A 20,237-nucleotide genomic window follows, 5' to 3' on the forward strand; every position below is an offset into this window, starting at 1 on the left:
CCATCTGAACCTGTTGTAGTATGGACATTTGTATTAGTTCCTGCTATTACTTCTGTCTTAGCTGCTTTTACTTGTCCGTAATTTGCCGCATCTGTATCATTAGTTCCTGGTGCCACATTAGTTATTGTATTTCCTCCGTTATTCAGTCCTGTCGGTCCTAATGTTACAGGGTTTCCTGCTGGATTTGTAATTGTTACTCCTCCATTCGAAATTTTTGTATCTCCTGTTGTTACACTATTCAATGAAATATCATCTTTTAGGCTATATGTAAACGCTCCATTTGCCTGATCTACATTCAAGTTGTTTCCTGCTTTCAATGTTACCGTATTTCCAGGTTTTATCAGTTCGTTTGCTACTGTTCCTGATGTTGTTCCTGATCCTGTGCTTCCTGCTATCACATTCCATCCTGAATTATTTACTGCATTTTGAATTGCAGTTGCTACATCTCCTGCTGTTGCGTATGTATTTCCTCCTGTTGTTGGAGTTACTACTGCTGATCCTGTTGGCGATGTTGTCGTTGTCAATCCTGACTGTGCAATTGTCACATTTACTTTATTTCCTGTCGCTGTTGTCGATATTCCATTACTTCCTGTTATTTCAAATTCTAATCCGCCATCTTTATTCAAGTTTTGTTTTCCTGTCACTGTTCCATCAGCAGCTTTTAAATTGATTGTGTTATTTCCTAATGCGTTTATCGCATCTGCTACTGTTTGAGCCGTTACTGCCTGATTACCATTTCCTGCAGGTACAGTTGCATTTCCTCCTTTAGAAGAAGTTATTGGTGCCGAATTTGTCAATGTCAATGTTGGAGTTGTTATTCCTCCATTATTTATTGTCGTTCCTCCACCATTTGTCGTAATGCTATTGATTCCTGTAACTGTTGGATTCAGGCTGTATTTTACTTCTCCATTTGGTCCGACTGTCGCTTTCGTATTGTCTCCATCCTTAAAATCCAAACCATTTGATAATGTTGTTGTTTGATTATTTGCTCCATTCGCTTTGTATGTCAAGTTCGTATTTGCAGCTACTTTACTTGTATCTACTGATAAATCATAATTTATATGTCCGTCTCCTGAATCTACCTTTGAAACCACAGTTACTGAACTGTCATTTGAAGTTACTGTTGTTTTCGATGCCTTTCCTACATTTGTTATCGCTGTCGCCACATCTCCTGCTTTTGCATAACTGTTATTGTCTCCTGCTGTTACTGTCGTTGAGCCTGGTGCCGCTGTCAATGTCGTATTCTTTACTGATACTGTATAATCTGTAACATTGTCTGAACCTGGTGTCCCTGTCGCAACTGTCACTCCATCTCCTGCTACTACTTTTGCTCCTTTAGCATTTATTGTATACGTAGTTTTTGTTGTACCGTCTGGATTTGTTGTGTTCGCTTTCGTTACATCTTTTATGTTTGTTCCCGCTATTACGTCCACTGAATTTCTTGCAATATCGCTTATTACACCTTTTCCAGCATTATTAATGTTGCTTAAACTTTTATTTGCCGCATCCAGTTTTGTCACATCAACTGACAGATCATAGACATCTTGATTTCCATTTGTCGTTTTATTTACTACAACCGAGTTATCATTTGATGTCACTTTTGTTTTTGTGCTGTCTACATAATCTTTATTTGTCGCATCTGTTCCTGCTGTCGGTGCATTATTGATTGTTACTTTGTCAGCTGTTACTGTTGGCGTTGTTATTCCGCTGTTGTTTATTACTGTTTTTCCTCCATTTGTTGTAATGCTGTCCAGTCCTGTCAAGTCTTTAGCCAGTTCAATATTTAAGGTATTGTTACCATCAGCTTTCACTGCGATATTTCCTGTTGTTGTTGCTCCTGTCGCTCCACCTTTTACATTTAATTTTTCTCCTAATTTTCTTGTTACATCTGTTCCGCTATCTCCTCCAAATGTTAGTGGATTGTTGTTAATTAAGTCAGTTTTCGCATTGTTTATGGCAGTATTTACTGTGTCTCCTGTCACAAGTTTGGTATTTCCTGGTGTCACCGTTCCTGATGTGTCTACTTTTATGTCGTAGACTGTGTTACCATTTGCTCCTGTGCTTGATGTCACTCCTATTGAGCTGTCTGATGATTTAACTTCTGTTTTTGCAGCTTTCCCTACATTTGTTATCGCTGTCGCCACATCTCCCGCTTTTGCATAACTGTTATTATCTCCTGCTGTTACTGTCGTTGAGCCTGGTGCCGCTGTCAATGTCGTATTCTTTACTGATACTGTATAATCTGTAACATTGTCTGAACCTGGTGTCCCTGTCGCAACTGTCACTCCATCTCCTGCTACTACTTTTGCTCCTTTAGCATTTATTGTATACGTAGTTTTTGTTGTACCGTCTGGATTTGTTGTGTTCGCTTTCGTTACATCTTTTATGTTTGTTCCCGCTATTACGTCCACTGAATTTCTTGCAATATCGCTTATTACACCTTTTCCAGCATTATTAATGTTACTTAAACTTTTATTTGCTGCATCCAGTTTTGTCACATCAACTGACAAGTCATATACATCTTGATTCCCATTCGTTGTCTTATTCACTACTACTGAATTATCATTTGATGTTACTTTTGTTTTTGTGCTGTCTACATAATCTTTATTTGTCGCATCTGTTCCTGCTGTTGGTGCATTATTGATTGTTACTTTGTCAGCTGTTACTGTTGGTGTTGTTATTCCGCTGTTGTTTATTATTGTTTTTCCTCCATTTGTTGTAATGCTGTTAATTCCTGTAACTGTCGGATTCAAGCTGTATTTCACTTCTCCATTCGGTCCAACTGTTGCTTTCGTATTATCTCCATCTTTAAAATCCAGTCCGTTTGCCAATGTTGTTGTTAAACCTGTTCCGCTGTTTGCCTTGTAAGTTAGGTTTGTATTCGCAGCTACTTTGCTTGTATCTACCGACAAATCATAATTTACATGTCCGTCTCCTGAATCTACCTTTGAAACTACAGTTACTGAACTGTCATTTGAAGTTACTGTCGTTTTTGATGCTTTCCCTACATTTGTTATCGCTGTAGCTACATCTCCTGCTTTCGCATAACTATTATTATCTCCTGCTGTTACCGTCGTTGAGCCTGGTGCTGCTGTCAATGTCGTATTCTTTACTGATACTGTATAATCTGTAACATTGTCTGAACCTGGTGTCCCTGTCGCAACTGTCACTCCATCTCCTGCTACTACTTTTGCTCCTTTAGCATTTATTGTATACGTAGTTTTTGTTGTACCGTCTGGATTTGTTGTGTTCGCTTTCGTTACATCTTTTATGTTTGTTCCCGCTATTACGTCCACTGAATTTCTTGCAATATCGCTTATTACACCTTTTCCAGCATTATTAATGTTGCTTAAACTTTTATTTGCCGCATCCAGTTTTGTCACATCAACTGACAGATCATAGACATCTTGATTTCCATTTGTCGTTTTATTTACTACAACCGAGTTATCATTTGATGTCACTTTTGTTTTTGTGCTGTCTACATAATCTTTATTTGTCGCATCTGTTCCTGCTGTCGGTGCATTATTGATTGTTACTTTGTCAGCTGTTACTGTTGGCGTTGTTATTCCGCTGTTGTTTATTACTGTTTTTCCTCCATTTGTTGTAATGCTGTCCAGTCCTGTCAAGTCTTTAGCCAGTTCAATATTTAAGGTATTGTTACCATCAGCTTTCACTGCGATATTTCCTGTTGTTGTTGCTCCTGTCGCTCCACCTTTTACATTTAATTTTTCTCCTAATTTTCTTGTTACATCTGTTCCGCTATCTCCTCCAAATGTTAGTGGATTGTTGTTAATTAAGTCAGTTTTCGCATTGTTTATGGCAGTATTTACTGTGTCTCCTGTCACAAGTTTGGTATTTCCTGGTGTCACCGTTCCTGATGTGTCTACTTTTATGTCGTAGACTGTGTTACCATTTGCTCCTGTGCTTGATGTCACTCCTATTGAGCTGTCTGATGATTTAACTTCTGTTTTTGCAGCTTTCCCTACATTTGTTATCGCTGTCGCCACATCTCCCGCTTTTGCATAACTGTTATTATCTCCTGCTGTTACTGTCGTTGAGCCTGGTGCCGCTGTCAATGTCGTATTCTTTACTGATACTGTATAATCTGTAACATTGTCTGAACCTGGTGTCCCTGTCGCAACTGTCACTCCATCTCCTGCTACTACTTTTGCTCCTTTAGCATTTATTGTATACGTAGTTTTTGTTGTACCGTCTGGATTTGTTGTGTTCGCTTTCGTTACATCTTTTATGTTTGTTCCCGCTATTACGTCCACTGAATTTCTTGCAATATCGCTTATTACACCTTTTCCAGCATTATTAATGTTACTTAAACTTTTATTTGCTGCATCCAGTTTTGTCACATCAACTGACAGATCATAGTTTGTATGTTTATCTGTTGCATCAATGCTTGAACTTATTACTACTGATTTATCAGCTGAAGTTACAGTTGTTTTCGCCGCTTTCACTTGTCCATAATTTGCCGCATCTGTATTATTAGTTCCAGGAGAAACATTTGTTATTGTTTTATTCCCAGCATCAATACCATTATTATTAATTGTTACAGGTCCCACTTTTAAACTTCCATTAGGCCCTAAATCCACATCTTTTTTCAATGAATAAGTGTATTTTTGAATACCTGTTGAAGTTTCTTGTTTTATAGCCAAATTATCTCCTGCGATAAATTGTACTTCATCTCCAGGCATAACTTGAGTAGAAGTCGCACTGCCAAGCAGATCCCCACTTCCAGTTTTTCCAGCATTTCCTTTCCAAGTTTTCCCAAGTTCATTTGCTACTGCAAATAATTGCGACCCATTAATCGCATCTGTACTTGTTGCCGAAATTCTTCCAGCTGCAACATTTTGAATTTGTCTTTCCTTTCCAGCTGATCCAACTGAAAACGCAGCATCTGGATTATTTCCTGCAAAAGTTCCATAAGTAATACTTTTTCCAGTTCCAGGTACTGTTATTGTCGCTTTTGAAACCCCTGTAGTTGCTGATGTAGAAGAATCTGAACCAATTGCAACATCTTTTGCTGCATTAACTGATGTTCTATTTCCAATAGCCATTGAATCATCTTTGCTTGCTTTTGAACTTTGACCAATTGCTATTGCTGCTTTCCCTGTCGCTTCAGAATATGAACCAATAGACATAGCATTATCAGTATATGCTTTAGAGTTTGTACCAAGACTTACAACATTCTTTACTTTCAAGCTTCCACCTGTAGTGTATAATCTAGTTGCATTTGTCCCCACTATAATATTGTTGTCACCTTCTACTCCACCAGTACCTGCCTGGTTTCCTATTACAGTGTTAGAACCACCTTTTAAGCCTTTAGAAGATTGATAACCCATTGAAATGTTATGGTCACCAATTACTGTTTGTCCTGCTTGATATCCTATGGCAGTATTACCTACTCCATTCGTATTCTGTCCTGAATCTGACCCTATCGAGACATTACTGCTCTTTTGAATTCCTATTCCTGCGTTAATCCCTATTGATGTATTATTGTCACCAGTTATATTTTGTCCTGAACCTGAACCAAACGAAACATTATTATTTCCATTAACATTTCGTCCCGAACTATGTCCTACTGTTGTATTATGTCCTATAGTTGATGTCACATTTTGTCCTGAATCTGTTCCTATGGCTACATTATCTCCACCACCTGTTACAGTTTTTCCTGAATTTCTACCTATTGCTATATTACTTCCAACACCAGTAACAGTTTGACCAGAATCCATACCTATTGCTATATTTTTACTTGTATTTGTTGATTTACCTGCTCTGCTACCTAAAGATATATTATCGTCCCCATTACTACTTTGACCTGCACTAGTTCCTAAGAAAAGGTTATCTTTTCCTCCCATTCCTTTTCCTGTTTCAGATCCTATTGAAATATTTCGAATATCAGTATTACTTGAACCTGCCACTTGAGTTTTTCCTGTTTCTGTTTTATACCCAATTGCTATATTCTGTATATTATTTGCATTAGAACCGCTACCTAACGCAATTCCATCAGAACCTTTTGAACTGGCTCCATTACCAATTGCTACTGCACTTGAACCAATACCTGTTGAACCACCAATACTTCCAGTACCTATTGCCACAGAATTTGCTGTTAATGATTGAGAATTTGTCCCCATTGCTATTGTATTTTCTTCCGTTGATCCTGCAACACCAGATTTTGAATTCAGTCCAATCGCTATAGAACCTTTATTGTTTGCTTGTGAACCATATCCCATTGCTGAAGCAGATTCTCCAATTGTTGTTACCTTTGTCCCTATTGCAATAGACGTTGCTCCTACTGAACTTGATGCCCCACCTATAGCAATCGAACCTTGTCCATCTGAAGTCGCTCCTACTCCTAATGCTGTAGAAAACTTACCTGAGGCTTTTGTTTTAGTACCAAATGCTGTAGCCAAATCTCCTGCTGATGTCGCTTGTACTCCAACTGCTATTGAGGCTTCTCCACTTGCCTTTGTTTCAATCCAACGATCTGCACCTGTACCAACTAATGGTGCTCCCGTTAATGATCTATAAATAGTCCCTACTGTTCCATTAGCTCTATCTAAATCATCTCCTCCAATTGCTATTGATGATGATCCACTTGCAACAGTATCTCCACCTATACTGATAGACTGATCTCCTAATGCTTGAGCTCCTCTATCGGATTGAATATTTCCTCCAATTGCTACTGACTGTACTCCTGCAGCTTTTGAATTATATCCTACAGCTACTGTTGATTTATTCAACGAACTTGAATCTTTTCCTATAGCTATAGCTCCCTCTTGAAAAGATGTTGAATCCTTCCCTATTGCTATTCCAAAACGTCCATTACTAATTTTTGAATTACTTCCTATTGCTATAGTAGAATTACCACTTACAGTCGCATTATTTCCAAAAACCAGTGCATCACTTACTCCAGCATTTACAGTATTATTATTACCTATGACACGAATTTCTGAAGAACTAGTTTTTATACTGTTATTATTACCAAACACTCCTGAGTTGCTAGCCGCAATAACTCCGTTATCATTTCCAAGTGAATATGTTCCTGTTCCTGTAATTGTTGTAGGATCTCCTATTGCTCCTGAACCTTCTCCACTTACAACATTTCCAGTTCCTATTGAAATTGTATTTCTGCCTGTAGCTTGTGCACCTGTCCCTATTGCTACTGCATCTTGCCCTTTTGTCAGTGCATTAAAACCAATTCCTGTTGAATGTAATCCTAAAGTTTCAGCTCCTGTTCCCATTACTACGCTATCAGTTTTTATTCCATTATTTTTTGGATTTGAAAAAATGCTATCAAGGTTATTTTTTATATAAAATCCTATATTATCAACTTTTGTTTCTTCAGTTTTTCCATCTATTGTTTTTTTATTTGCTATTGATAAATTTTCTGGATAATTTTTAGCTGTTATACCAAGTGCTTTTAATTTTCTATGGTAACCAGTTGCCACAAATGGATTACTTGTTTCAGCATTTCCCATCGCTATTGTTGCTGATACAAGTGGAGAACTGTGAATTCCCATTGTCATAGAATTTTTTTTTGAAATATCATTTAACTCATCTGCTGCTAAAATTTTTATTTCTTTATTATTCTTTTCTGTCTGTAAAATAGACGAACTATTTACTGGATCGACTTTTTGTGCTGCATTTGCATTTTTTACAATTGTCATTTCAGATGCAAGTACACCTGTTGCAAATGTCGCAACTCCAGCTACTCTATTAATCATTTTAGAAATTTTATTTTTTTTACCTTTTTTCTTCATCTCTTCTCCTTATTTATTTTAAATGTCTATTTATAAATGATTAATACTTTAAATATATTTTATTTCACTTTAACTTATGTATTAATCTCTTATGATGTTTTTTTTTAACCAATAAATTTTACTTAATTTTATTTCATGTTCAATTCCTTTTAACTAATAAAAACTAAGATTTAAGTAGAATATCTATAATCTTTAATTCCCAATTTAAAGCATTATTTTTATGTTAATTAAATATTTCATACTTATTTGTATCTTTAGTTTTTTGTTCTCATATAACTAAAATTTTCTAAGAGATATTATATCTCATATAAAAAAAAATTACAAGTGTTTTTTTTATGTAACATCTGTTTTTTTCATTATATTTTACTTTTATCATACTGTAATTATTTTTATATCTTATTTATTTAAATATATACTCAAACCTATTCAAAATTAAACTATTAAATACTACATAAACTTATACTAACCCACATTTGAATAACGAACATATTAGACCTGTTCGATAACTATACAAACTTAAAATTTAATAAAACAAATATATAGCTTTTGAGTTCAAGTTTAAAATTAGTTTTACTATAACTATATTTGTCATATATAAAAATAAACTTTATAAATATTTATACATAATTAGATTTTTTTACTTTTATTAAACAAACTCTCTATAATTTTTCAATTTAAATAAAAAAACTAATTACATTACTATTTATAAAGTTCTAATTTTATATTTTTATAAAATTTTATTAGTTCTAAAAATCCAAAAAATTTTTTGATTATCTTTTCTCAATATTTGCTTCTTCAAGTGTTATGCCATATTTTTTTCCATATTGCTCTTGAAATTTTTCATAGAATAAATTTCTTAATTCCTTTTGAACAGCCTCTTTTGGTTCTAAATATCTTCTTTTTATTTCAGCCTCTTTTTCTGGTCTTGTATATTTTGCATAAGCTGTATAAGGTAAATCACTATACACTTTATCTGATGGATCCATTTTTTTATCTTCGATCAATTTCTTCCAGACATATTTATTTTCAGTATTTGCAATATAATACTGAATTTCATCAACTTCCATTTTAGAGCCTTCTACTCTTGCACCTGGCGTATCTAATCTACATAATCGAACTATTTCCCCAGTAATGCTATCTTCCCTTAAAATCGAATGCCCTTTTTTCTTTCTGCAATGTTTTGCTGGAGCATCATCTAAATCTGAATAAACTATTATTTCATTACTTTTGTCTCTTTCATTTAAAAATTTTGTTCTATACTGTTTCCCATTTGAACCCATCTTTGGAAATCCATCACTTTCTCTTGAGTACGGAACAACATATCTCTTTCCTTCAATTTCACGAGATTCTCCAATAACTCCTGTTGAATATGAATTTACTACACTTAAAATCATTCCTATAACAAACAATCCTTTTTTTCCCACTTCTATTTCTGCTACTAAAAATGTATTAAAATAATTTAATACACTAGAATATTACTGCCTTATCGAACATATTTTTTGTTCTCCACAGTCTTCGCTATAAACTCTCCTTTGCAATTAAGGAAAAAATATAACTGTTTCCGACTAGCTATCGGTATACATAATATATTCTGTTTTACTATAATCGTAGCATCTCTCCTTCTTTTTTTATTTAGAATATATTATTTAAAATATTATAACTTTTAGCATTTTTTTAATCAAATATTATATTAAAATCACTAACTATTTCAATTTCATAATTACCGCATTTCTAAATTTTATCTTTATAATTTCAAAAATTATTTATACCTCCTTCTTATTTTTTTATCTTAATAATTTAAATTTATTAAATAATTTACACTTTACAAGTCATTGAATTTTTTATAATAAACTCTATTTAGAAAACTGAAATTATCTTCTTTATATTTTCTAAATAAACAGTTTTGACCCTTTTTGTAACAAAAATTTCTTTTAATTCTTCACTTATAAATTGAAAAACTTTTTACAGCTCAAAATCATTTTCATAATACAAAATTTGATTCATATTCCCTTGTAAAAATTCAATTTTGTCTTTAATTTCTTCAGACATCAATGGTAATTTTATATCTGCCAAAGTTTCCTTCAAAGTCTGTGTCAATTCCACAATTTTCACTTTATATTTATCCAGCTTCAAATCATTTGCCATTGCTTTTATACAATCTTCAAGAGTTCCGATTTCATCGACTAAATTAATATTCTTAGCTTCACTTCCAAGCCATACTCTTCCCTGTGCAATTTTCTCAAGCTCATCTTCATTCATTCCTCTAGCTGCCATTACATGTTCCTTAAACTCGCCATAAACTTCATTCATATTATAAATTAATTTCTTTTTAGAATCTTCTCCTAATTTTTCAAATGGATTTAACATATCAAATCCAGCACCCTTTCCAAATCCTTCCAAATTAACATCTAACTTTTTCATTGCTCCTACAACTTCAGGGTACATCATAACAACACCGATTGAGCCTGTCAGAGTAAAATTATTTGAAAATAATTTTTTACCAGTTGTAGCAATATAATAACCTCCACTTGCACAAACATCTCCCATTGAAATATATATTGGCACAGTCAGTTTTTTTATTTTCTTATGTATTTTTTCAGAAACTAAAGCACTTCCGCCAGGCGAATTTATTCTTAATACTAGCCCCTTCAAATTCTTTATTTCTTTTAATTCTTCCAGTTTTTCACATACATTGTCATAAGTAATATTTTTATTAGGGTTTTTCATATCAATAACACCCTCAAGATTTATCACAGCAATTGTATCTTTTGCCTTTTCCTTCTTATCTTTTGACATCAAAATATAGTCTTCAACCGAAACAGTATCTTCTTTGTAATTTATCCCAATTTCATCATAATCAGCAACACCGTCAATCAATTTACATTCCAAAGCCTTTTTCGCCCCAGCAAAAATCAGATTCCCACTCAATATCTCATTTTCAATATCAGCTCCTCTTTTACTTTTTACTAGTTCAACAAAATCTTCAAAAACTTTATCCTTTATATTTTTAATTGATTCCTTTTTCTCTTGCGACATTTGGTTATGGCTATATTTTTCTCCAGCCACCTTGTAATCCCCAATATGAAGCACATTCATTCTTATCCCAAACTTTTCTAAAAACGACTTCAAATAAAATTCCTTATGCAAATATCCCCTAAAAATCACAGTTGACTGTCTTGTATCAAACATATAAATCTTGTCTGCAAGCAAAGCCTGTCTATATCTACTTTCCTCAAAAAGTGTTCCTATCGCCACAACTTCCTTATCTTTCCTAATCTTATCAAAAATTTTAGAAACTTCTTCCAGCTGTGAAAGCGTCAAATTCAATTTATCCATATCAACAATAACTTTTTTTATATTCTTATCTTCTGCAAGATTATTTAATCCTTGCAATACTTGATAATACGATAACTTATCTTTTCCCTTTACCGCTGGAATAGCCACATCTTCCTTCAATTTTTTTACATCAAACACAACAGTTTTTACTTTTTTTAAAGATATTTTCTTCTTATTTTTTACTCTAAGAATCCTCTTCGCAAGGATTAGACTTAAAATCACACACAAAATAAGCATTATTACTATTTCTAATAACATTTTCAAAATAAACATCCTATCAACTCCCTTTTTTATTCTTAAACTATTTTACTAATAATCCTAATCCAAATGCAATACAACATCCTATTAACAATAACAATTCTTTCATATTGAAAATTAATATCAAAAAAATATATATCAATATTAAACTCCCCAAAATATAAAATACATTTTTCATCCTAATTTCAAAATCATACATTACTCCAAGTACAAAAAACACTATTAATGGCAAAATTAAAGTTATTGAAAAAAATATTGCCAATTCAAAGAAATGAAGCAAAAATACTAATATCGGACTAGCACTATTAATTTCTATTATTACTTTTCTTATATACAAAGCTATCGGATACAATATTAATTGTGAAATAAAAAATGAAAACAATGACATCCAAGCTGGAAATTTTATTTTTTTATTTTTATTCAATTTATTACTCCTATCAAAAATTCTATTCTAAATTTATTGTATTTTATTATACAACCTATCTTTCAAAAAAATCACAATACTTCTCATTTAAATAGTGAATCTATCATAAATTTTTCATTTCTGATCCCCCTGCTTAAAATAATTGGTATAAATAAAATTTAAAATAACTTGTTTGAATATTATAGAAATAAAAAAATTACAGTTCAATTAACAACTTCTTCAATTCATTCATTTTATCCCTCAACTTAATAGCTTCCTCAAAATTAAGCTCCTCAGCCAGTTTTTTAATTCGCTTATCAAGTTTCTTGATTTCCTTTTCCACATCTTTTTCACTCTTATACTGCTTGATTGCTTTGTTTGCTTCATTTTCTTTTTCAATTTCATAGTCTACGATTGACTCTGCGATTTCTCTTACGATTGATTTTGGATTAATGTTGTTTTCCAAGTTGTATTTTTCCTGAACTTCACGCCGTCTGTTTACCTCATCAATGGCTTCTTTCATAGAGCCTGTCATTCTGTCCGCATACAAAATAACGTGTCCTTCCACATTTCTTGCAGCACGTCCCATTGTCTGAATCAGCGACCTTCTGGAACGTAAATATCCTTCCTTGTCTGCTTCCAAAATTGCCACTAATGAAACTTCTGGAATATCCAGCCCTTCCCGTAGCAAGTTTATTCCAACCAGAACATCAAATTCGCCTTTTCTCAAGCCTCTTATTATCTCTGTTCTTTCTAGCGTATCAATGTCAGAATGCATATATTTTACTTTTATTCCGTATTCCAAATAGTAATCTGTCAGTTCTTCTGCCATTTTTTTTGTCAAGGTTGTAACTAAAATCCGTTCCTTTCTTGCTGTTCTAGTTTTTATTTCATCCATCAAGTCATCAATTTGATTTTTTGTTTCACGAATGTCGATACTTGGCTCTACAATTCCTGTTGGACGTACAAGCTGCTCTACAACTTCACCATTTGAATGTTCCAGCTCATAATCACTTGGAGTGGCTGAAATATACACAGCTTGTGGAACTTTTTCAAAAAATTCCTCAAATTTTAACGGACGGTTATCATAAGCGCTTGGAAGCCTAAATCCATTGTCGATTAAAGCCTTCTTTCTTGCCCTATCTCCCTTATACATTCCATTTATTTGCGGAACTGAAATGTGCGACTCGTCCAGAAATACGACTAAATCCTCTGGAAAATAGTCAATTAACGTATCAGGCGCTTCCCCTTCACTCTTTCCTGTCAAATACCTAGAATAGTTTTCTACGCCTTTGCAATACCCAATTTCTTCAATCATTTCCAAATCATATTTTGTCCTTTGCTCAATTCGCTGTGCTTCCAGCAGTTTCCCTTCTTTTTTGAAAAAATGAACTCGTTCTTCCATTTCCTTTTTTATTGATTCAAACATTTTTTTTGTGTCTTCCGTTGTCAAGTAGTGCGTTGCTGGCATTATTGTAATTCTTTTTATATTTCTAATTTTCTGTCCAGTAAGCGGATTAATTTCCGAAATGCTTTCCAAATCATCTCCAAAAAATTCAAAACGGTATCCTGTATCCTGATAAGACGGATGTAAATCAAGAATATCTCCCTTCACACGAAATTTTCCACGCTCAAAGGCAATGTCATTTCTCTCATATCTAAGTGAAATCAGCCTTTTTATAAGCTCATTTCTCTCAAACCCAGTTTCCGCATCAATCGGAATCGATCTCTTTTTATATGCCTCTGGCGACCCCAATCCATAAATTGCCGAAACCGAAGCCACAATAATAACATCTCTTCTGTTCAAAAGTGCCGCTGTTGCCGCATGCCGCAATTTATCAATCTCATCATTAATTGAAGAGTCTTTTTCAATATACGTATCAGTTTGCATAATATACGCTTCAGGCTGGTAATAATCGTAATAAGACACAAAATATTCAACAGCATTTTCAGGAAAAAACTGCTTATATTCATTGTAAAGCTGTGCTGCGAGTGTCTTGTTTGGTGCCATTATCAAAGCTGGACGATTTATTTTTTCAATAACATTCGCAACTGTAAATGTCTTTCCTGATCCTGTAACCCCAAGCAGAATCTGATCCGTAATACCATCTTCCAAGTTTTCTACAATCTTTTTAATAGCCTGAGGCTGATCTCCAGTCGGCTTAAATTTTGAATGTATTTTAAAATCCATCTCTATTTTTCCTCCTTTCAAAAGTTTTTTTGTTGTAAAACATTAAACTTGTTATCAAAATAACTAAATAATTCTATGTCTTTAATTTTTCTTTATAAATAAGTTTTATTGTGATGCTCTATATTAAGAAATTTTAATATAAATAATCAACAAAAACAATCATTAGTCTAAGAAAATCAAAACTTATTTTATTTTATAACCCATTTCATCAAGGAATTTCTTATCCTTTCTCCATTTCTTCTTAACTTTTACCCATAATTTCAAATTAACTTTCAAATCAATCAAATGTTCAATTTCCCGTCTAGCCTCTATCCCAATTTTTTTCAGCATAGCTCCATCTTTTCCAATAATAATTCCTTTTTGGCTATCTCTTTCAACATAAATATTTATATCATATTTCCTAATTGTAGGCTTTGTTTCTACATTAATAATCTCCACGGCTACACTATGCGGAATTTCATCTTTAGTATGATGCAAGATTTTCTCCCTAATTGTTTCCACAACAATCTTATTTACTGGCAAATCTGTATAATAGTCCTCTGGATAAAACCACACATCATTTGACAAATATTTCTTGGCAACTTCAAATATTTTATGAATCCCAATCGCATATTCCGCCGTAAGAGTTATTATTTCATCAAATTTCCCCAATTTTTCACTAACTTCCTTTTTCTTATCTTCAATTTCCTCATCCGACATTTTATCAATTTTATTAATAACAAGAACAATCGGTGTTTTCACACTTCTCACATTTTCATTGACAAAAATATCCCCAGTCGATATTTCCTGTGTTCCATCCAGCATAAACATTATTAAATCCACATTTTCAAGTGCTTCCAATGCCACATTAGTCATGTGTTCCCCAAGCAAATGCTTAGGTTTGTGAATCCCTGGTGTATCTACAAATATAAACTGATCTTGTCCAATATTCACAATTCCCTTTATCTGATCCCGAGTCGTCCCAGCCTTATCTGACACAATAGCAACTTTTTCTTTTACAAGCTTATTCATAAGCGTAGACTTCCCAACATTCGGACGCCCAACAATTGTTATAAATCCTGATTTCATTCCTTCTCCAATTCTATTTTAATTATGATAATAATTTTGTTTAAAAATTTCAATTCTTAAATATTTAAATTAATCATTTTTCATACTATTTCAACTAATATTTTTTATATTTTTTTCACAAATTCTGATTTTAGTTTCATTGCACCAAAACCATCTATTTTACAATCAATATTATGAATCCCATCATCAATTAATCTAATATTTTTAACTTTTGTCCCTCTTTTTAAATCTGATGAAGCACCTTTTACTTTTAAATTTTTGATAATTGCAACACTATCTCCATTTTGTAAAATGCTTCCGTTTACATCTTTTACAACATTTTCATCGCTGTTTTCTTCTCCAGTTTCTGCCCATTCGTAAAAACATTCTGGACAGACTAGCATATTTCCGTCCTCATAAACATATTCCGATCCACATTTTGGACAAACCATAGTTGATCTCCTTTCAAATTTTTATAATTATTTATTATTATATCACGAAATGAAGAGTTAGAAAACATATTTATTATTTTTATTTTCAACTTATAATCTTTATATTAATTTTCATTTATATTAATTTTTGCAGTAAATAAAGGCATTACAAAAAATGTTATGAAAAATAGTACTCCATAATACAAAAAAACTGTCCACAAAGGAGCTTTTCCATTGATATTAAGCTGTAAAAGCGGTATTTTGCTTCCAGCATAAATAAATCCTTCAAATGCTTTAAAAATAATTTCAGTTACAAAAACAACTATGCCATTAAATAATGATAATTTAAAAATATTTAAAAGGACAGCAAAAAATAGGCACTGGATAACAACTGTTCCAATTGGAATTCCTACAATGTTCAGTAAAAATGAGAATAACGGCAATTTTTCAAAATAATATAAAAATAGCGGAATACTTGCGATTTGGATTGTCAGGCTTAAAAATATCAAATCGACGGTATTTCTTAAAACTTCATTTTTTATTTTATCCAAAACTTTTTCCTGATAAAATTTCTTAAATTCAGGATTTACAAAGATTATCGCTACAACTGCGGCATAGGAAAGCTGCATTGAAATATCAAAAAGTGAATAAGGATTTAACACAATTATGACAATAAACGACACTAGCAGAGATTTTTTACTTTCCTCCTGTTCAAAAAGGATTCTTGCTAAAATCATCATCGCTCCCATAATATAAGCACGTAAAATCCCTGGTGAAAATCCAATTAATGCACAATAAAAAGTAAGTGCCACAAGTGCCATTAAATACTTAAACCTGTATCCTAACGACAACCCATCCAAAATTTTCACAATCCCAATCACAACCAGACTTATATGAGTCCCAGAAATTACAATTAAATGAGCCAGCCCCGTGTATTTAAACTTATCTTTCATATCTTTAGAAACTTCTGCTTTTTCCCCTAAAACAGCAGCACGTGAAAAGGCATACAAATTTTCATCAGTTATAAACAAGTCATCAAAAATATTTAAGACATATTTCCGAAATCCATTCAGCCGTGATTCTTTATATCCCAAAATTTTCCCATCAATTTTAACATTTCCATTTTTACTTATAACCTTCCTAATTTTATACCTCATAAGATAAAATCCATATTCCAGGCCCTTTTTATTCTCAATGCTCGCCTGACTTTTCAAATATTTATTATTAACTTTTAGAACACTCCCACGATTCCCATCAATTTTAACATAAAGCACCTTTTCCCCAGCAAGCTCTCCTTTAAAAGTAACAAAATTTAGATAAAACAAAAACAAAACAATTCCTGCCAAAATCAACACCCCAAATTGCCAAGATCTTTTTACTTCTTCAATTCCAATTTCCATACAAAAAAACTTTTTTAAATTCTGCCCTCTTCTCAAAAGTTCAGATTTTATATATCTTTTCCTCGCCGTTTTTTCCCGCCGCTTCTTCATTTCTAAAATATATTTATCAAATTCACTATTTTCAAATTTATTTGAATGTTCATTATTTTTTCTATTTTTTTCATTTTTTTTATTTCCCTTAATTTTCAAATTTTCATTGGCTTTATTACTTTTATTAATCTTTATATTTTCAACATTTCTAAAATTTTCATTTTTTTTGGAATCTTCATTTTTATTTGATTTTTTCACTATTCTACGAAAACTTACATTTTTAAAATCTCTTTTTTTATTACTTTCCTCTACTATTCCATTATCCCCAATATTCCCCCATTTTTTCATCTTAAATTTCCTCCTCCCACAAATTAGCCTTTAAATAGTCATCCGAAAGATTAATCGGCTTTTTAGCCCGATAAATACTTATAATCGGATATTTTGCCGCATTTATTGTATTTGTGGAAATTCTATAATAAATCTTTTCCCCCTTTTTATCCAGCAAATAAACAGAAAATCCCCTTTCAAAATTTCCCTCATTTGTAGTTCTTCTCCTAAAATCAGCATTTTTATTGGAATTATTTGTCATATAAGATAAGTTTTTGGAAATCTCCATTTTATCAATAATATCCTTTTGTCCATTTTTTTCATCTAAAAAATAAGCCATCTTTTCAGATATTTTAAAATCCAGCACATATTCCTTCCTATTGTGCTGTGCATACTGCTGAATTTTTCTAATAAACTGGCTAATATTCCTCTTCTGAATTGCAAACTCCTGATTTTGCCTTTGCTTCTGCAAATTCACAGAAACCACCATAAACAAAATCGCCATAATCGAAATGTACAACAAAACCTCAATAAGCGTAAACCCATTGCTATCCCCTTTTTTTATCATTTTTCTTCCCCCTAAATTGATTAACCTATTTTTAATTATATTATACAATATTTTTTTAAAAAATCAAATTATTTTTAAAATTTTATTAATTTAATATAAAATAAAATATTTGATAATTAAAAATTTGAAATCAAAAATAATCTAAAACTTAACTTAAAACTTTTTAGAAATTTTGAAAAATATGCTATAATTTTACAGAAAACTTATTTTAAAATTGAGCTTAAAATGCATTTATACTATTTCTTGTTAAAATAGTTTTTTGATTGGAATTTAGATTAAATAATAAAATTGCTTAATATTAAAATTTTGAAAAAATTTGTTAAAACAAAAATATTTTATAAAGAAAAGGAATGATCAATATGACAAAAAAATTTAATTATAAACCATTAATTAAATACATAAATTATGAAGGGAAAAAATATGTAAAACCTGAAAAAGCTGGAGATTTAAAGGAAGATATGGAGCTTTTTAGAAAAAATGGACAAAATGCTAGAAAAGTTTTTACGGAAATTGCAAAAGCTTTGGAAGAAAAGACAGATGGATTTCATTTGCAGAAAGTTAGTAGCTGGATGAATCAAGCTCAGATTGCAAGACCTTATCTTTGGGTGTTTTTGCGACAAGATGGGGATAGTGATACTGAATCAGGGATTGCTTTGAGAATTTTTAAAAATGAGAAGACTAAGAAAATTGGGATTTCGCTTGAAGTGAGTTTTGTTGAGAGAAAAATTGGGGAAAATACGCTTGAGAATCAGAATAAAGTTTTGCAAGTGCCGATTAATGAACCACTTTATTATTTTGTGCAATTTGCAAAAAATAAGGAAAATTGTGCTTTGGATAGATTTGAAGGAAATGAAAAAAATAGAAAGAAATTTATTAAAAATTTGGAAAATGGGGAAATTAGAAAAGTTTTGGTTAAATTTGATGTGGAAGAGATTGAAAGATTTGAGAGTTTGGATGAGCTTGTTGAGGAATTTTTGGAAGGTATTAGATTACTTATGCCATTTTTTGTTGCTACTCACTAAATAATAAAGTTGTTTAAATTTAAAGTATAGATAGACTGTTTATTGTATCTATTATTTGAGAAAAAATTAGGAGTGATGATTTTGAATTTTGATGAAGCGTTTAAAATACTGGAAATAGAGCCGACAGATGATAAGAAGAAAATAAAAATTGCATATTCTAAAATGTTGAAAAAATATCATCCTGAGGAGTTTCCTGAGATGTTTATGAAGATTAATGAAGCGTATAGGGTTGCTTTGGAGTTTGAAAAATTTGATTTTAATGAAATTAATTTTAATAAGGAGAATTTTAGAAATAAAAATTTTTTTGAAATTGAACAAAAGTTGGAAAAAGATGGATATGAGGAAGTTTCTTTTGGAAATGATATTCAAAAGTCAGAGATTGAAAATGAAGAATTTTCTGATATTTTTAACGGAAAATATGAATGGATGGAAAAAAATTTCAAATCTTGGATAAAAGAAATTCGTAGGATTTTAAATGGGGAAAAAGTTTCTTTTATTTACTTAAAAGTTTTTTTGAAAAGATTTGATAAGTTTTCAGATGATGAAAAGTCTAGAATTAGAGATATTTTAGGATTGGAAAATAATGATTTTGAAGATAATTTGATTTTAAAATCAGAGAATCTTTTTGAATTTGAAAAAGAATACATTATTTCCTATTTATCAAATAATAAAAATGAATTTTGGAAAATAAAGGAGCTTTATAGTAGTAAAGAGAAAAAAGATAATGACAAGGCTCTAGAAAATTTTGTAGAAAGATATTTTAATGTGAAAAAGTTGAATATTTTTGGATTTTTTATATTTTGGAATATTTATTTTGGAAATTATAAATATCTTGATATAAAAATAAATAAAAAAATTCACAATTTGTTTTTTAATTTAGCAAATAATTTATTTTTTAAAAGAATAGTTTATAGTTATAAGAAAATAAAAAATATATTTTATTATTTAGAAATCACTTGCGAAGACGATATTGGAGAAGATGACGCTTTTATACACACTCTAATATTTCTTCTTAGTTGTCTTGTGCTAATTTTTATTTGCATATTTAGTTTACCAGCAATAATAAATACAAAGGAAATAGATTATAGAAATGTCGTAAAAAGTTTTGAATTAGTGAGAATTTATTGGATTGTGCTTACAGTTACAAGAATTTATTTAGATTTTTCACTTGCAAAACGTGGAAACAATTTAAATATGGCAAGTATGTTGAATATACAGATAATTCTGCTTGGAAGTTATTTAATTTATATTTATTTTAATTATAAAATTAAAGATTTTCTACTGTTCGGAATATTAATATGGATGATTATAAAATTAATAATTGTAAATAGAATAAAATATTTAAGATTGAAAAATTATGCGAAAAAAATTTTAGATAGAATATATAATTAAAAAAATTACAGTTAACAAAAATAAAATTATTAAAAATTAAAGAATTGAGACTATTTATCA

At 31.4% G+C, this 20,237-nt stretch carries 11 protein-coding genes; 2 read left to right on the plus strand and 9 right to left on the minus strand.

Annotated elements, in window-relative coordinates; all coding sequences use genetic code 11:
• From ACO409_RS06440 to ACO409_RS06480, 9 genes are all read right to left on the minus strand, one after another.
• Positions 1-7,772 (minus strand): beta strand repeat-containing protein (locus tag ACO409_RS06440; RefSeq protein ID WP_485555905.1); only part of this gene is annotated, 7,772 nt, incomplete at its 3' end.
• A gap of 770 nt (positions 7,773-8,542) precedes the next feature.
• Positions 8,543-9,196 (minus strand): hypothetical protein, encoded by a 654-nt coding sequence (locus tag ACO409_RS06445; RefSeq protein ID WP_485555907.1) that lies wholly within the window; start codon positions 9,194-9,196, stop codon positions 8,543-8,545.
• A 538-nt stretch (positions 9,197-9,734) separates the two neighbouring features.
• On the minus strand, positions 9,735-11,381 hold the full coding sequence (sppA, locus tag ACO409_RS06450; protein WP_485555909.1) for a signal peptide peptidase SppA: 1,647 nt from the start codon (positions 11,379-11,381) through the stop codon (positions 9,735-9,737).
• 28 nt (positions 11,382-11,409) lie between these two features.
• On the minus strand, positions 11,410-11,790 hold the full coding sequence (locus tag ACO409_RS06455) for a hypothetical protein (RefSeq protein ID WP_485555911.1): 381 nt from the start codon (positions 11,788-11,790) through the stop codon (positions 11,410-11,412).
• A 196-nt stretch (positions 11,791-11,986) separates the two neighbouring features.
• Positions 11,987-13,960 carry an excinuclease ABC subunit UvrB gene (gene uvrB / locus ACO409_RS06460; protein ID WP_485555913.1) on the minus strand — a complete coding sequence of 658 codons (1,974 nt, stop codon included), beginning with the start codon at positions 13,958-13,960 and terminating at the stop codon, positions 11,987-11,989.
• A gap of 183 nt (positions 13,961-14,143) precedes the next feature.
• A complete protein-coding gene (era, locus tag ACO409_RS06465) occupies positions 14,144-15,028 on the minus strand; it encodes a GTPase Era (RefSeq protein WP_485555915.1) in 885 nt (294 codons plus the stop codon).
• Between the two features lie 104 nt (positions 15,029-15,132).
• Entirely contained in the window at positions 15,133-15,459 is a 327-nt protein-coding gene (locus tag ACO409_RS06470; protein WP_485555917.1) for a zinc ribbon domain-containing protein YjdM, read from the minus strand.
• A 104-nt stretch (positions 15,460-15,563) separates the two neighbouring features.
• Positions 15,564-17,216, minus strand: coding sequence for a ComEC/Rec2 family competence protein (locus ACO409_RS06475; RefSeq protein ID WP_485555919.1), 1,653 nt, complete (start codon positions 17,214-17,216; stop codon positions 15,564-15,566).
• 1 nt (position 17,217) lies between these two features.
• Positions 17,218-17,763 (minus strand): type II secretion system protein, encoded by a 546-nt coding sequence (locus tag ACO409_RS06480; protein WP_485555921.1) that lies wholly within the window; start codon positions 17,761-17,763, stop codon positions 17,218-17,220.
• Positions 17,764-18,122: 359 nt separating this feature from the next.
• On the opposite strand from ACO409_RS06480, the gene ACO409_RS06485 reads away from it, so the two are divergent.
• Together ACO409_RS06485 and ACO409_RS06490 are read left to right on the plus strand one after the other, a co-directional pair.
• Positions 18,123-18,785: a sakacin A production response regulator gene (locus ACO409_RS06485; protein ID WP_485555923.1), complete on the plus strand. Its 663-nt coding sequence runs from the start codon at positions 18,123-18,125 to the stop codon at positions 18,783-18,785.
• A gap of 81 nt (positions 18,786-18,866) precedes the next feature.
• On the plus strand, positions 18,867-20,177 hold the full coding sequence (locus tag ACO409_RS06490; protein ID WP_485555925.1) for a J domain-containing protein: 1,311 nt from the start codon (positions 18,867-18,869) through the stop codon (positions 20,175-20,177).
• Positions 20,178-20,237 lie beyond the last annotated feature (60 nt).

The sequence above is a fragment of the Leptotrichia sp. genome (assembly GCF_057270615.1).